Source organism: Mucilaginibacter pallidiroseus (genome assembly GCF_007846085.1).
GTDB lineage: Bacteria > Bacteroidota > Bacteroidia > Sphingobacteriales > Sphingobacteriaceae > Mucilaginibacter > Mucilaginibacter pallidiroseus.
In genome coordinates this window covers 99,656-114,445 of record NZ_VOEJ01000010.1, presented here as the reverse complement: position 1 = coordinate 114,445, position 14,790 = coordinate 99,656, and the positions used below count along the sequence as shown (strand labels likewise).

At 38.8% G+C, this 14,790-nt stretch carries 14 protein-coding genes; 9 read left to right on the top strand and 5 right to left on the bottom strand.

The features are described from left to right. Window positions 1-282: 282 nt before the first annotated feature. The 3 genes from FPZ43_RS18100 to FPZ43_RS18090 all read right to left on the bottom strand — a co-directional run bounded on the left by FPZ43_RS18100 (window position 283) and on the right by FPZ43_RS18090 (window position 2,901). Window positions 283-747, bottom strand: coding sequence for a hypothetical protein (locus FPZ43_RS18100; RefSeq protein ID WP_146383333.1), 465 nt, complete (start codon window positions 745-747; stop codon window positions 283-285). Between the two features lie 320 nt (window positions 748-1,067). Then, window positions 1,068-1,271: a hypothetical protein gene (locus FPZ43_RS18095; protein ID WP_146383332.1), complete on the bottom strand. Its 204-nt coding sequence runs from the start codon at window positions 1,269-1,271 to the stop codon at window positions 1,068-1,070. Between the two features lie 184 nt (window positions 1,272-1,455). Beyond that, the gene (locus FPZ43_RS18090) at window positions 1,456-2,901 is read right to left on the bottom strand and encodes a TlpA family protein disulfide reductase (RefSeq protein WP_146383331.1); all 1,446 of its coding nucleotides are present in this window, start codon (window positions 2,899-2,901) and stop codon (window positions 1,456-1,458) included. Window positions 2,902-3,612: 711 nt separating this feature from the next. On the opposite strand from FPZ43_RS18090, the gene FPZ43_RS18085 reads away from it, so the two are divergent. The 3 genes from FPZ43_RS18085 (at window position 3,613) to FPZ43_RS19630 (ending at window position 5,686) form a co-directional block, all read left to right on the top strand. After that, entirely contained in the window at window positions 3,613-4,329 is a 717-nt protein-coding gene (locus tag FPZ43_RS18085; protein ID WP_146383330.1) for a hypothetical protein, read from the top strand. Window positions 4,330-4,682: 353 nt separating this feature from the next. Next, the gene (locus FPZ43_RS18080; protein WP_146383329.1) at window positions 4,683-5,342 is read left to right on the top strand and encodes a CPBP family intramembrane glutamic endopeptidase; all 660 of its coding nucleotides are present in this window, start codon (window positions 4,683-4,685) and stop codon (window positions 5,340-5,342) included. Window positions 5,343-5,560: 218 nt separating this feature from the next. Next, window positions 5,561-5,686 carry a hypothetical protein gene (locus FPZ43_RS19630; protein ID WP_261381136.1) on the top strand — a complete coding sequence of 42 codons (126 nt, stop codon included), beginning with the start codon at window positions 5,561-5,563 and terminating at the stop codon, window positions 5,684-5,686. 47 nt (window positions 5,687-5,733) lie between these two features. Here the strand turns inward: FPZ43_RS19630 and FPZ43_RS18075 are convergent, their stop codons facing one another. Beyond that, window positions 5,734-6,108 (bottom strand): TetR/AcrR family transcriptional regulator, encoded by a 375-nt coding sequence (locus tag FPZ43_RS18075; RefSeq protein ID WP_146383328.1) that lies wholly within the window; start codon window positions 6,106-6,108, stop codon window positions 5,734-5,736. A gap of 1,254 nt (window positions 6,109-7,362) precedes the next feature. Between FPZ43_RS18075 and FPZ43_RS18070 the strand changes: the two genes are divergently transcribed. Genes FPZ43_RS18070 through FPZ43_RS18060 form a run of 3 tightly spaced genes read left to right on the top strand, consistent with a single transcriptional unit; the run spans window position 7,363 to window position 11,391 of the window. Next, complete coding sequence (locus FPZ43_RS18070) at window positions 7,363-8,586, top strand: site-specific integrase (RefSeq protein WP_146383327.1); 1,224 nt, start codon at window positions 7,363-7,365, stop codon at window positions 8,584-8,586. 50 nt (window positions 8,587-8,636) lie between these two features. Then, complete coding sequence (locus FPZ43_RS18065; RefSeq protein ID WP_146383326.1) at window positions 8,637-10,574, top strand: AbiJ-related protein; 1,938 nt, start codon at window positions 8,637-8,639, stop codon at window positions 10,572-10,574. After that, a complete protein-coding gene (locus tag FPZ43_RS18060; RefSeq protein ID WP_146383325.1) occupies window positions 10,561-11,391 on the top strand; it encodes an HNH endonuclease in 831 nt (276 codons plus the stop codon). The genes FPZ43_RS18065 and FPZ43_RS18060 overlap by 14 nt, the downstream gene beginning before the upstream one ends. A gap of 1 nt (window position 11,392) precedes the next feature. On the opposite strand, the gene FPZ43_RS18055 is transcribed toward FPZ43_RS18060, so the two are convergent. Further along, entirely contained in the window at window positions 11,393-11,983 is a 591-nt protein-coding gene (locus tag FPZ43_RS18055) for a hypothetical protein (protein WP_146383324.1), read from the bottom strand. Window positions 11,984-12,106: 123 nt separating this feature from the next. On the opposite strand from FPZ43_RS18055, the gene FPZ43_RS18050 reads away from it, so the two are divergent. The 3 genes from FPZ43_RS18050 to FPZ43_RS18040 all read left to right on the top strand — a co-directional run bounded on the left by FPZ43_RS18050 (window position 12,107) and on the right by FPZ43_RS18040 (window position 14,786). Next, on the top strand, window positions 12,107-12,508 hold the full coding sequence (locus FPZ43_RS18050; protein WP_261381135.1) for a DUF305 domain-containing protein: 402 nt from the start codon (window positions 12,107-12,109) through the stop codon (window positions 12,506-12,508). Between the two features lie 238 nt (window positions 12,509-12,746). Beyond that, a complete protein-coding gene (locus tag FPZ43_RS18045; protein ID WP_146383322.1) occupies window positions 12,747-13,787 on the top strand; it encodes a CBASS cGAMP-activated phospholipase in 1,041 nt (346 codons plus the stop codon). Between the two features lie 3 nt (window positions 13,788-13,790). After that, window positions 13,791-14,786 (top strand): CBASS cGAMP synthase, encoded by a 996-nt coding sequence (locus FPZ43_RS18040; RefSeq protein ID WP_146383321.1) that lies wholly within the window; start codon window positions 13,791-13,793, stop codon window positions 14,784-14,786. The last annotated feature ends 4 nt before the right edge of the window (window positions 14,787-14,790 follow it).

The window sequence follows — 14,790 nt, the reverse complement described above, 5'->3', positions numbered from 1 at the left end:
GGGTATTCCGGGCGAAAGTGACCACTGCAATAGTGTAACTGGGGTGAAAGAGCGAACCATCTTAAAGAGGCAGACATATATATATATATATCCTAAGCATGGCCACTTAACAATAAGCATGAGTAAAATAAGAAAGATCTTAAAGTTGTACAGCCAGCAGCGGCCTTTAGGCATAGATTTTTCTTAGATATTTATGAAAAAAGCTGATCAAAAATACATTACGCAAATTCTTCTTAAAATCCTCAGTATTTCCTGACTTAGCTATTCAATAGGGCGTGCTACCTATGTAACTACCTTAAACGAGATAGTCTGTACAAAAAGCTGATTATCAGTTGATTTAAGAAATAGGTTCGAGCCCAGGTGGTCAATACTTTGTACCCGCCAGCGCACTTGTAATCTCAGATAAACCTTCCTTTTAGTTAAATTTGAGTTTGGCGAAATGCGAAAGAAAAGGGTATCATTTTCATACTTCATTAAATGAAGAGTCATTCCTTTATCTTCGATTTTTGGCAAGAGAAACAAGGCACTATCATTGTAACCTAAAACCTTAACATCATAATTTTCCCCCTTGGATGGTGTGAAGTCAAAGACGCCCATACCAGCATGATATGATTTAAATGCTTTCATTACTCGTCCCTTGTTCATTAGTACTCCAGATACATTTGCTGGTGCGCCATTACTATCAACAGCTTTAAAAGCTACTCTGCATGGCAAGCCGTATACTAGGTGACCACCTTCAGGTAACATCGTAAATTGCAGAACCTTTGATGGCTTTGCATTCTCAATGATTGCTTTTGATCTTGCTTTTAAATGCGAGTTGATGTTTTTTACAATTCGAATGACTGCTTTGGACCGAAGAAATCTTTTATCTTTATAATAGGAATGAGCTGAATAGGCTGACAGTAAATACTTACCAGGCGATACGGATTTATCATTGTAAACATGACCATTTGATAAGCCGTTAACAATTGGATATTTTTCTTCCCAAACAGTGCTGTCATTGCTTAAACTACTAAGACGGAGATAGAGAGTTTGATCTAAAATAAATGATGTAAAATATTGAGCGTCTAAAATGGTCGCTTTAAACCATAGTCTTCTTCATTTTCGTATATGCCTTTATCTGTTTTTATATAGATAGAAGCTGCTTGGAATTGTCTTGTGTAATCATTTACTTGGCCGGCAAGCTTATCTACGTTACCAATGGGTGTTTGACCCATGCAGTGCCTTGCAACAAAAACTATTAAAAATATTAGACAGGTTTTTACATTCATGTTATTTGGCAATCTCAAACATACTTAAATTTTGTATTCAAATCCAAAAATTCCCCGTTGTGTAATAGCACTAAAAGCCCTAATTACTTAACCTAACGCCCGGGCTTTTATAGATTGATTAATCTGTAAACTACCCTTACGCTGAAAGCTACTGCCTTAATTTAAGTTAACACTGATCAGTCATTTATTTAGCCAATTCCTTATCAAGGACAGTTTTAATTTCAGCACTACCAGGGCCAGGAGCATTAAAATTTGCGACTTTGCCATCTTTATCTATAATGATGTATTTAGGAATTGCGTTAGCAACATAAGAACGGGCGACTTTTCCTTCATTATCATATAGTTGCAACCAGGTCGGCTGCTCAACAGATAATGCTTTGCGCCAATCGCGCTCTCCGTCAAACACGGCTATTGATACGAAAGTAATATTACCATTGCCTTTATAGCTTTCTGAAAGCTTTTTAAAGTTCGGCATTTCTTGACGACACGGCCCGCACCAGCTCGCCCATAGGTCAATATATACTACCTTGCCTTTGAAACCTTCTACAGTGTAAAGTTGCCCTTTATCGCTGGGTAAGTTAAATGATGGAGCCGGCTGACCGGCCTGTACAAGCATCAGTTGATCTTCTTTAAATTTGAAACTTGAATTTAGATTACCTTTTAAGTTAGCATCTTTAATAGAATTGATTGTTTTCTCAGACGCCTTTTTTGCTTTATTTAACTGCTCTATACTGCTTGCATCTCTTATCCTGGAATTTACGGACCAGTAAAGATATTTGTCTCTAACTTTGCCTGTATAAAGTTTATTGACGGTATTCAATACATAGTCAGGCTGTTTAACTGACATCGAGTCTTTAAGCAGATCCATCTTTCTATGTAATGCAAAATACAGCGGGACAATCCAAGATTTATAGTCGTCGCTTTCAAGGTATTCATCGCGAGATATGCCAGCCTTAAATATTGGTGGGAGATTTTGTTTGGCAATCTCGTCCATCTGCTGGTAGGTGTATTTGCCCATCTCTAAATGTTGCAGAACCATGTAATAAGCCAGGGATTGTTCATCAATTTTGATTAGTCGCTTGAAAGTGTTGAAATACTTATCCTGTTTAGGTTGTTTGTTGAAAACCACATTGAATATAGAATCATTTAAAGCTGCCGTCTTCCGGATGTATTTGAGAAGATCGTCAAGCTTTAAACTGTACCATTCGGTCCGATCATTGCGAGCTGCTAACATAGAGTCAACCTTCTGACGATAGGCATTTGTTTCTGAGCCTATACCTGTAATGCGTTTTGTCTGAAATAAGGTTAGATAGTCGGTAGCATCACCTGTAATAGTAAGATTATAACCAGGTGCCACATAGATTTTGTTGATCTGCAAGCTGTTTTGCTGGAGACTGGTGCGCTGTGGTTTTGTTATATGGTAGGTTTTGAGATAGAACGTGCCGTCGTTATTTATTTTAATGGTATCAATAGTTGTTCGGCTATACTCATCTTCAAAAAATATTTTGAGCATCTTCTCAGTAGTATTTGCAATTCTACCTTGAATGATAAGTGGCTCAGCATGCTTTTTTTGGGCGATAGCGATTGTCAAAAAGCATAGAAATGCGATAGTTAAGGATACTATTTTCATGATGAGTTGATCTAATAGGTTTTTAGGCTTTGTTTAATTAAGCTTCTGCTTAAAGATGTTAATTAAAAGGCATAAATTTAGTATGCTATTTATAACTAAGCAAAAACGTTAGTACTAATATTCATACTTAATTGGGTTTATGTATAATTTCCATTAAGCCTAACAACTTAAAACGGGAGCACTCTGAAGTATCAATTTAGAAATATGGAGATATAGCTTTTATAGTGGTGATAAATCCCGAATTGGGTATGGACACTTCACAGTTTGGGGTATATACCGTTTCATAATAACTGTCCATATACGCTAAAAAGTTTGTTTAGATAGATTTATACCTTAACTCATTAAAAGGTAACAAAGATAATCGAATGCCTATTACAGAACTAATGACCTTTTAAATGAGGTGATTTGCACCAACTTTATCTGCATATAATATCTGTAAATGTCGCTGCGGACAACCCCTTTCAACTTAATTGCGAGTACTAGTAATTACCTCTTGGTAATGAACATTCATCACTTTGCTCTTTCTTCAATTGATTGAGCTTAATATATTCAGTAGATTTAGCTTAAGTTAATTAAGCCATGAGCATTTCGCAAAGAATAATTTTAGCGTACTTATACCTGGTACCAGCAATAGTTGCAGCGGTAGGGTTCGGGATAGGCCATGTAAATGTTCTATTGTATTCGTGCTTATGGATCATAAATACCTGTCTAATGCTAGTAGCGATAAGGCAGCTAATCAGACAGCAATCGAATCAAAAAGGAATTATAGCTGAAAGTTACATCGGTGCTGCTTTATTTTTGATCATCCCCTGGATGTTATTCCCAATTTTCGCTGGTATGGGACCACCGCCAATAACAATATCTGATTGGCTAGCAACATCAACAGAGCAACAAGTCAGGTACACAATTCTTATAACTGGAGGTGTTATTGCTATAATGGGATTTGCTTTGCTTAAATCAAAATTGGAAAACTATGGTGAAAGATTCTATTCTACTTTGGGTTTTATTGCGATAAGTGTTGCAATGCCACTGTTTATTTTGAATATGGTGTTTTGGGGATATTACCTTACAGAGGTATTTAAGTACTTCGTAACGCTACCACAGGGCAAAAGGCCCGAATGGTACCTGCCGATTAAATCGATTTTTAACGTTATCTCAATTATAGAAGTATGGCTTTTATATTGCGCTACCGCATTATTCGCAATTGCACTGCATAAGGTAAACGTATTGACCTACCGAGCTAAACAATGGTATTTAGTTATTGCAGTAATAGGAATGATACTGATCTTATTGCCCTCGTCAGTACCTGCGCCTTTATCAATTGCAAGCTATCTAGCCGCAATTCCTGCAATACCTTTTATTATGCCATATTTAATTGGCCTTAGCTTATTGCGCTTGAAAGCGTTATCAACTCATCAGATGGCATAAAGAAGCATTAGTTACATCAAGAATGTAGTCATCTGCTGTTCTTATAGCGCGAGATAGTTGGACACTTTACAGTTTGATGTATTTACCCTTTTTTAATATCTGTCCATGAATGCTAGTGCCAAAGTTTGATTGCTATATAATTTCACTATTTAAAGGTAGCAAGGATAGTTGTCTGTTAGTGATTAGAATTAGTGACCTTTCAAATTAATGTTACTACCAAATCTATAAACGACAAGGGCAGACTTTTATTCAATCAAAATTAACCTTAAACATTATATAAGGTGCACGGCTTTGGGTTATGGCATGAGGAGATAGTGAAGGGCTAGTTAGAATAATTTATTAAATTTAAGCCCATGAATTCAACCTTGCCTAGTCACCGCATTTTATATGCTATGCCCTTATTTGTCCTAATCTTTACAAGGTTAGTAATTGAGCTTTGCGCACATTTGCTGCCAATGCGTCTCTCATGGATACCTTCCTTTGGAATTTACTATGCTAGTATTGAACTTTGCGTGTGGTTTGCTAAGAAAAATTTAGGGATTACGTTAGACATAGCTCGATCTAAACTAAATCCATTCCCAAAGTTTAAGCTGTTCCTGTTTGGTATCATTATTCCAGCCCTCATTCCGTTTGGTGTGTTTATAAGCAATTATCAGGCTGTTCCATTGTCATCAGTCGCTTACATTTTTGTTTTTGCAGCAATCAATCCATTTTTTGAAGAGTCTTTTTGGCGAGGTATGTTCATAAACTTACCTATCAGCCCAATGCAGCTAAATTTAGTTTCAGGCGCATTATTTAGCTTCTCTCATTACTTTTTATGGGGTGCATACTGGCTTGCTAATCCTCGCATTTTAATTCCTACCTGTGTGACAACCTTCATTATGGGTTATTGCTGGATGTGGTTTTATCAGAAAGACAAAAGATTGATCTATCCTATTATGTCGCATATTGTCGTTGACATATTTAACTTATCAATAGCAGTATTCCTAGGCCTTAGGCTGGCAAATACATAATAAGTAAATTCTTTTCCCATAACCACTTGTTTTTCAGTATTAAAAGTTAGCTTTATAATATCGTTACGAAAACCTGACTTAAACTGCCACTTTTTCGATTTACCTTTACAGCATTAGACCCTACTAATATGAACTTTGAAAGAACTCTCGAAGACTCAAAGAAGCTGCATGAGGAATTACTATTGCATAAAGCAGCTCTTACGCCACAAAAACGACTAATGAAACGCAGATATGCCTTGAGAGCATATAAGCGTGTCTACTCGAAACTCAAGCGAAATCATGAAGATCAGGCTGCTGAAATACTTAGCGGTATCATATATAAGATGAAGGTTACGCTTAACTAAGGGGTTCCTTTAGCATGGCCCAAAACTTCAAAACTTGCGGGACTATTTTAAATTAAGCATAAGTTGTCGTTTTTTGCAATTTGGCTTAATAGAAGTTGCTGGTGTTTTTCCAATAGATCAATGTATTTATCCTTCCATATTTCGTTTTCGGTTGATTGATTTTGGGCACTCAGTACGTTTGGAGAAAATTGCTTGTTTGACACTTCAAACTCTTCAGAAGTAAAGTATTCCGGGAATTCCTGGCTGAAATCATGTCGAATGATTCGTCCTATCTTTAACATCACATCATATTTCAGATGCTTATTTTGAAAGTAATTATATATACTTCTTCTATTTACATTTAGAGCTATAGCAAGCTCAGTAATGCTAAAACCGTTCTTCCTTACCAGGTATTCGGTTATTTGCCCGTTATGTTTTTCCATGTTAGTGTGATGCAAACATATGGATTAATATCTCTCGTAAATTAATATATAGCTAATAGTTGTACCATTGTATTAACTTAAAGTTAAATATGGTGTAGTTTATACAACAAGGGCAGTTATTTGTTACAACATCTAAAAAATATTATAGCTGAGTAATTTATCTGTCACCTATAAATTTAGTAGGTTGTAACAAATACAGTACATTTAATTCTTAATTAAACAAAAAAGTGAAAAAGTTACTAACAATTGTCCACATTTACAAAATCATTGAATGGGGATTCTTTGATCAATATTTAAACTTCTTGGCTATAAAAAGCTTAGAAGTTTTTTTGTTAAATAACTTTTGACGTGGTGCGTTGTATAAAAGTTGAATATTGATTAAGAAGCCCTAAGTTGCCTGGCCTACCGGCCGGGCTTTTTAAATTGACTATCGGTAAGTAATATTATCTACATAGCAAACCATTTCGAAATGACTGTCCGCTCAAGAATTTGTTGACACGTATAAATTTGCTCTTTGCCTATTTTTAGAACGGAAAATTTTGTATTTGAGTTTTTCGAAGCAATCAAAACGAGGATTATTAAGCAACGTGACTGGAAAGAGCATCGTAAATCTTCGGGCGCTGATTTATAATCTCATCTGACTTCAAGGAATTATTAAGAAGTTTATCAAACCAATTAGCTGGAGTAATCATTGCTGATTCCGCAAAAATTTATAAGTATTGTATTGTAAGATGTGCGAAACAATTCTGGACATTTATTTTTATTCGAGTATTATTACATATTCGGGGTTCATGTATTGTTATGGCTATACTTTGTCTTGAAAAGTCTCATTAACAATAACAATTTAGTTCATTATATTTGTGCTTATCGGTTACGAAACCTATTCCGTAACCTTGATGTTTTCAAGATACATAATAAATTGGCTATCAATTTACTATAAGTTAAGGTTCGAGCCCAGGTGGGCGCACAAAGTAGATAAGCTCTACACTTTTGAACCCCTTAAATCGCTGATTTAAGGGGTTTTTTCATTAATTATCCCCTTTCCAACCCTTTGTAAAGCCTAAGTTCTCGTTACCTATCCGACTACCTGTTTTTTGTTTTTAACTTAGGTAACACAAATCGATTCAAGTAATTGGAATTCATTTAGTTACAGCGATAAAAGTTGTTTAAAAGCGGCTTGTATTTGTGTTACCTGTATGTTACCTCAAAAAATGGGATGAAGTATGAAACATTTAAACTCAAAAATTAAATTTTATGCAAACATCACAGTCGTTCGGTATTCATTTTACCACCCGTCCCGACAAAGCCAAAGACGGAAAAGAGCCTATTTATGCATGCGTGACCGTTAATCGCCAGCGTGCTTACATCGCCTTAAAGCAAAACGTTGATCCTAAAAATTGGGATAGCGGTAAGGGCACAGCCAAGGGAAACAAGGATGAAGTCAAATCCATTAACAATTACCTGGAGGAAGTTCGGTTGGCCATTGGCAGTAGTTATAAAGAGTTACAGTTAAAAAGAAAAATGCTGTCGGCAAAAGCCGTTAAAGATTTGTATCTCGGTGCTGAACAGGAAGTTTATTCCATGAGTCGTCTTTTTAGCTACCACAATGAATCTTCTACTACTGACTTGAAGTGGAGTACCTTAAAGCACTATTATGTCACCCAGCGCTATTTGATCAAGTTTTTGAACATACAATTTAACGCCAGTGACATTTACCTGCATCAACTGGATTATAAGTTTGTGAAAGACTTTGAAGTTTTTTTGAGAAACCATAAACCGAAAGATCATCAAAAGCCACTTAATAACAACGGTGTTATGAAACATATCATACGCCTAAAAAAAATGGTTAACCTAGCTCACAATCTTCAATGGATTAGTAACGACCCTTTTGCTACTTACAAATTGAAGATCCAAAAGGTGAACAGGGAGCAGCTTTCCGAAGTAGAACTAAAAGCCATAGAAGAGAAAAAGTTTGGAATTGAACGTTTGGAAATGGTCAGGGACATGTTTGTGTTCTGCTGCTATACCGGACTGTCCTTTGTGGATGTAAGCAATCTTGAGCCCGAACATATTGTTACTGGTGCTGATGGTGACCGATGGATCAGGACATGCAGGGAAAAGACCTTAATACCTGTAATCGTACCGCTGTTACCGAAAGCTTTAACAATTCTTGACAAGTACAAAGATAATGAGCGCGCTTTATATGATGGTCGGGTGTTTCCAAAGATATCCAATCAGAAGGTGAATAGTTATCTAAAGGAGATAGCGGACCGTTGCGACATTCTTAAGAATGTTACGTTTCATATCGCCAGGCATACTTTCGCTACAACGGTAACGTTGTCTAACGGTGTACCAATTGAAACAGTCAGTAAAATCTTGGGACACACGAAAATTACGACTACCCAGATATATGCAAAGGTGGTCGAACGAAAGTTGAAAGAAGATATGAAAATGCTTCAGAGCAAGTTATCACATTAATGAATTATTTTTAACATTTGTAGTATCTCAAATCTTATTGCAATTATACAGTGACATTTTCCAAAGCTTCGAAAACCAACGTCTTTAAATTACTGGTAAACGAATGGCACCGCATCTTTAATAATGAAAGAGGCGATGAAGCCATTGAACTGCTCAACAGCATTTGGGACCTGCATGATATGCCATCGACTGATAATCGCTATGATGATGCCTACGGCGATATTATCCAGCATTATTTTCGGAACAATGATTGGGAAACAGATTACTTGTTCACCGACCGGCTGGACCTGTTTGGGGAAAGCACCGATTTTAAAGTATTTATCGAAAGTTTCTTATCGCCTGATCATTACGCCGACGTTGATTATTTGATCGGCTTGAGCGCTCAGATTGATGCCGAACTGAAACGGGACAAATTAAGACTGGTCATTGAAGATCATAATGATCTTGGTTATCCTATCCAAAAAGTATATACCTTGGAAGAGGTGCAAGATCTGCCTCCCGGCGTTTCTAAAAATAATATTCCTTTTTATGTAGTAAAGTCCGGTTCCGTCAGTCCCAAAGATAAAACTTATTTCACGCTAACGCCTAACAAGGGCTGGAATGATTACAGCGTGGTCTCTATATTTACTCTTGCTATTCACGATGACGGGGGCTGGACAAACTTAGGCCGTACCAAGATCATTCACGAAACAGAACTGGTTACCTGGGAATATTTGCCCGATCGGTTTTACCAGTTGCCTGATGTCTTTTGCTCACTTTCCTTTAGCGACGAATTTTATTTTTCACTGCGATCGTATTTTAAGGATTTTAGAATGATCGGCCTTTTGTTCGCCTTACAGGATGCGGCTTATTTCCCAGATATTCATGACCGTTTCGCCAGAAATTCGAACTTTAAATCATCATTGCTGCGATCAGATCAAGCCGAACGATTACTGCGAGAACTCAAACCAAGGCTTCAGGGGGCAGATATGGAACGCCTATATAGTTTTGATTACCGGTTCAAACCTGCCTACAGCGAAGTGCCGGTCCGGATCAACTTAGATTTTAATAATACAGGGGAATTGCCGAACCGGATCTTTGCCGTGATTGGGAAAAATGGTACCGGAAAGACGCAACTAATGACCGGCCTGCCCAATAGTTTCGCAAAGAATGATCCTGAAGATTTTTATCAGCACATACCATCATTTAGTAAGATCATAGCGGTGTCTTACAGTGTATTCGATAGTTATCCGATACCCCGAAAGAACGCAACCTTTAATTATGTTTATTGTGGACTGAAGGACGACGAAGGCGATATTCGGTCCAGTCGTGGCCTGGTATTAAGTTTTCATCATAACTGGAAAAAAATAGAGGAAATGGGCAGAACCTCTAAATGGCGCTCCGTCATCCGTAATTTTATTGAAAAGAATGTGATTGATGCTTTTATTCTTCCTGCCGAAGGCCAAACCAGGGAGTATAAAGTTAGCCTGGAGGGCTATAACTCAATCAAAAATAAACTCAGTTCCGGACAAAGTATATTGTTGTATATTATTACCCAAGTAGTTGCCAATATCAGGTTGGATTCTCTCATTTTATATGACGAACCGGAAACCCATTTGCATCCGAATGCGATCGTGGAATTGATGAATACGATTTACGAATTGGTGGAGGAATTTGAATCTTATTGCCTGATCGCCACGCATTCGCCGCTGGTCATCCGTGAATTGTTCTCGAAAAACGTCTATGTAATGGAGCGTGCAAAAAATGCGCCTTCTATCAGAAGAATTGGCATTGAATCTTTTGGAGAGAACCTTGGCGTGCTTACCGATGAGGTGTTCGGTGACCGTGAGGTGAACAAGCAATATAAGACCATTATCCGGCAATTAATACGCAAACAAAAGAACTTCGATGAAATTATAGAATTACTGGAATTTGATGAGGTACCATTAAGCCTTAACGCAAGGATCTATATTAAAAATCTTTTAAAACGCAGAGATGAAGAATCTTAGGTCCTATGATGAAGATTCTTTTGCGTTTTATGAGCTGGTGAGATCAAGGAAACGCGATGCTGCGCTTGTTGCAAGATTGACCGCAATGGATGCTAATATGCGTTTACTCTTTGATCGCTACGATCAGTCTTTTGCTGCCAACGATTTGCAATCTCTGAATGCCCATGGTTATGTGAACCAGGATAAGGCCGATCTTGGCGAATTATATGAATATGATAGCGCGACATTGAGCAAACTTAAAGACAGGCTAACAACAACACCATCTGGAAGGCTCGTCAAATGCCAGTATTGTACGATCAACAGCATCAGTACCTTTGATCATTTTGTTCCACAGGGGGACTTTCCGGAATTTATAGTTCACCCTAAAAATTTGTTGTGTTGTTGCGGCGATTGTAACCCAAGAAAAGGGTCCCGATGGCGGAATGCGGGACAACGGACCGTTTTAAATCTTTATTTGGATACATTACCAGCCGTGCAATATTTGTTCGTCACGGTCGATATCGGTTTTACCAGTATGGCAACTGCGTTTTACCTGGAGAACAGGAACGGAGTGGATGCCCGGCTTTTTGCATTGCTGGTCGATCACTACAGCAAATTAAACCTGTATGAGCGTTTTTCCGACGAAGCGGATACCGTGATCACAACTTTCCGGTCTGTTATAGAGCCTTACCGTGAAAACCATACCCTTCAGGAAACGAGACAGTTTGTATTGGAAACCATCCGCAAGGAACAGATCGCCTTCGGCCAAAACTATTGGCAATCGGTCTTGAAATTAGAGCTCATCAACAACGATGATTTTTTGATAGATTATGAATAGTCTAGGCCAATATCAGGTAAAACACGGCCGCCGCATTCAAAATAAAAATGATCATGCTAAGCCAGAACGTAAACTTCAAGATGCGTGCACAACTGATGATCGTTTTATCCAGTTTTAGAAATTCCTTTGCGCGGTTATCAATTTCAGGATGGGGTATATATTGACCGTTGCGAAAATTATTGATAAATTCTACGATAAAGAAATTGCTATCCTGGATAATGTTTTTTGATAGTAATCGCTGATCATACTTTAATTCCAACTCGTGGGTATTTAAAGAATTGAGATATTGGAATTTGGCTGTTTCATACCGGACCAGGAATATTTTATGGATGATCAGCGAAAGCACCGCGAAACAAAATCCGATCCGACTGGCATAAAGCAAGGTAAACGAAAGGCTACAAGGCGACACGTTCTTGAAATAACTGATACCCGTAGCCAATATTACGCCAAGCAATGTGACGATCCAGTTCAATGAGTTGTTCATCTCCGTTAAAACTTTACTGTCCCTTTCCAAAGTAAGTGTTAGTTTTTTTACGGCGTCTTCCAACAGTTTAGGGTATTTCTGTGGGTCCAGGTCTTTATATTTCATCATTATTCTTAAGCTTTACTTTTTAAATTGCTCAGGCTTGCTTCCTTCATGCTAAAATAGCTGTTTCACAAATTACTAGATAATTACGGAAAATTTGGCCTGATGCTGGCCATATCCTTTGTACTGATGTTCGCGATCATATTCCTGAACGCTGATTCCGTGGAGCACATCTACATTAATATGACCCGTATTTATATGACACTAATGATGATTGCAGCAATGGCCTTGCTCATGTTGCTGATGATAACAATGATGTACCCGGATAAAAAGAAAAATATAGTGATCACAGTATCGTCGTTCATTGTGCTTCTCCTGGCCTTCGCAGGCGTGCACATAAAGGTTGGTGTAGCTGATATACAATACATGATAGGAATGATCTCGCACCAATCCATTGCGATAATGACAAGTCAAAACGCCCACATTACTGATCCGAGGGTTCGTAAATTGGCCGACGGAATCATCGCTGCACAGAAAAAAGAGATCGCGAAAATGAAAGCACTGATCAATAGCTTGCAGCAGAACCACTGATTAAGAACATCGCGGGGTAATTTTTTTTTGAAAGTGACACTTTGACAGCAACTTAGCATGGTTGTTATGTTGATTACTGTCAATCCGGCTGTCCGAAATTTTGTGGATAAATATTTTGAGCAAACAAATTTAGTGTCAACAGTGCCAGATAGCTAAGGACTGATATGTCTGATGGTTGACATATTTTACTGCATTCAATTTGGCATCGTATATGACAGAGCTCTGTAAATGAGCCGATATGCAGGAAACAACTACGCAACAAGAAGAAAATGTTTTTAAAATACTATCGATTGACGGAGGGGGAATTAAAGGCCTTTACAGTGCTACGGTATTAAAGCATCTGGAAGAGAAATTTGATTGCCGGCTGTCTGACTATTTTGATATGTTCTGTGGCACATCCACGGGCGGGTTGATCGCGCTGGCCTTGTCGCTCAAAATACCAGCCGCCGAGATTTGCGATTTCTACGATAACGAAGGCCCTAAAATTTTCCCGACTTTCCGGAAGATCAAGTTCAGGGGCAAAAAATACAGCAATGGCACCATCAAACAACTGGCCAACGGCGGTAAATTTACAGATAAGAATCTGAAGGAAGCTTTAGTGAAGATCTTTGGCGAAAGAAAGATCGGTGAAAGTAACAACCTGCTATGTATTCCCAGTTACAACGTGACCGAAGCCAGACCATTCATCTTTAAGTTCGATCATAAGGAAGGTGATCTTAACCGGGATAATAAGGCGTTTTATGTAGATGTTGCCCTGGCCACCAGCGCCGCGCCTACTTATTTTCCAATGGCAGAGATCCCTTATTACGATAACAAGCAATTTATCGATGGCGGCGTTTGGGGCAATAATCCCACCTTAGTGGGCTACTTGGAGGCTTTGCAATACTTTGTAGGAAAGGGCAAGCCATATGATAAGCTTAAAATATTGTCGATCAGCAGCCTTTCACTCACCGGCGGAAAGCCCACAGGCTTGAAACGGAACCGTTCCTTCCTGGATTGGAAAGACGAACTATTCGAGACTTCCTTTACCGGGCAGGGTTTTTTTACCGATTTTTTCATGAAGAAAATTGCGACGCTTAATGACCTGCCGGTAGATTATCTTAGAATACCCTCATCCGAAATATCCAGCTCTCAGGAAGAACTGGTCCAATTGGACGTAGCAACACCCGCTGCATTGGACCTGATCCGCGGCAAAGGCAACGACATGGGCGATATATATCGGAAAAAGCCAGAGATCGCAGATTTTTTTAAAAAACAGAAACTTTATAAAACCAACTAAATTATGGCCAATTGTCACGATCAATTTACCGATTTCAATGCCAGTATCTCACTGACCCACGACCGGAAAAAGAAGTTAAAAAAGTCACGCAAGAATCTGCGTGACCGAATCAGGGAAGATTTCAAACAGAACCACAAGGATGAGATCAAACCTAAATTTACCTCACAGGGCTCTTCGGAAATGAAGACGACGATTAACCCGATACCACGAACTATTGAACAGGACGGGATTACCAAAACAATCACCAAATACGATACCGATGACGGGATCTATTTTATCGGGCCGCTAAGCCAACGTAAAAGTGTGCAGACCTATCATAACTGGATATGGGATGCGGTGGACGGCTACACGGGTGTTCCCCCGGTTGATAAAAATACCTGTGTACGTACAAAGTTTTCGGACGGTCGCCATATTGACCAGCCCATTTATTTCATTGATGAGGCTTATCCCGATGAACCCAAACTGGCTCACAAAAGGGATGGCTGGAGCCCTAGTGATCCGCGTGCATTCAGCAACTGGTTCAATGATCAGGCTGCCAAGAATGAGCAGTTGCGCAGGTTCGTCAAATACCTGAAAGCCTGGTGCGATTATCAGAACTATCAGGATAATTCGAAGAAAATGCCTACCGGTTTTGTGATGACGATATGGGCTGCCAATAATTTCAGCGCGAATAGTCGTGATGACGTTGGCTTCAAAGATACGTTGGAGAATATTTACAACACGCTCAGTTACCGCTTTCAATGTCTGCGTCCTACGGTCCCTGCTGGTGAAAATGTCATGGACGGGTTCAGCTACCAGCAGTATTTCATGGATAAGCTAAAATCTTTCCTCGATTCTGCTAAGCAGGCGATCAACGAGACCAACCCGAAGAATGCCTGCCATAAATGGCAAAAACATTTGGGTTCAAGGTTTTCTTGCGCCAATGCTAAAGATGAAGATGAGGGCGCCAAGAGTTTCGCTTCGCCAGCAGTAGTTACCAGTAACGCCAAAAGTGCTTAAGCCT

What these genes read in the sequence shown, in the direction of transcription:
- FPZ43_RS18100 (WP_146383333.1), bottom strand. Translation starts at nt 747, where the DNA reads ATGTTACCTGAAGGTGGTCACCTAGTATACGGCTTGCCATGCAGAGTA.
- FPZ43_RS18095 (WP_146383332.1), bottom strand. Translation starts at nt 1,271, where the DNA reads ATGAATGTAAAAACCTGTCTAATATTTTTAATAGTTTTTGTTGCAAGG.
- FPZ43_RS18090 (WP_146383331.1), bottom strand. Translation starts at nt 2,901, where the DNA reads ATGAAAATAGTATCCTTAACTATCGCATTTCTATGCTTTTTGACAATC.
- FPZ43_RS18085 (WP_146383330.1), top strand. Translation starts at nt 3,613, where the DNA reads ATGCTAGTAGCGATAAGGCAGCTAATCAGACAGCAATCGAATCAAAAA.
- FPZ43_RS18080 (WP_146383329.1), top strand. Translation starts at nt 4,683, where the DNA reads ATGAATTCAACCTTGCCTAGTCACCGCATTTTATATGCTATGCCCTTA.
- FPZ43_RS19630 (WP_261381136.1), top strand. Translation starts at nt 5,561, where the DNA reads ATGAAACGCAGATATGCCTTGAGAGCATATAAGCGTGTCTACTCGAAA.
- FPZ43_RS18075 (WP_146383328.1), bottom strand. Translation starts at nt 6,108, where the DNA reads ATGGAAAAACATAACGGGCAAATAACCGAATACCTGGTAAGGAAGAAC.
- FPZ43_RS18070 (WP_146383327.1), top strand. Translation starts at nt 7,363, where the DNA reads ATGCAAACATCACAGTCGTTCGGTATTCATTTTACCACCCGTCCCGAC.
- FPZ43_RS18060 (WP_146383325.1), top strand. Translation starts at nt 10,561, where the DNA reads ATGAAGAATCTTAGGTCCTATGATGAAGATTCTTTTGCGTTTTATGAG.
- FPZ43_RS18055 (WP_146383324.1), bottom strand. Translation starts at nt 11,983, where the DNA reads ATGATGAAATATAAAGACCTGGACCCACAGAAATACCCTAAACTGTTG.
- FPZ43_RS18050 (WP_261381135.1), top strand. Translation starts at nt 12,107, where the DNA reads ATGTTCGCGATCATATTCCTGAACGCTGATTCCGTGGAGCACATCTAC.
- FPZ43_RS18045 (WP_146383322.1), top strand. Translation starts at nt 12,747, where the DNA reads ATGCAGGAAACAACTACGCAACAAGAAGAAAATGTTTTTAAAATACTA.
- FPZ43_RS18040 (WP_146383321.1), top strand. Translation starts at nt 13,791, where the DNA reads ATGGCCAATTGTCACGATCAATTTACCGATTTCAATGCCAGTATCTCA.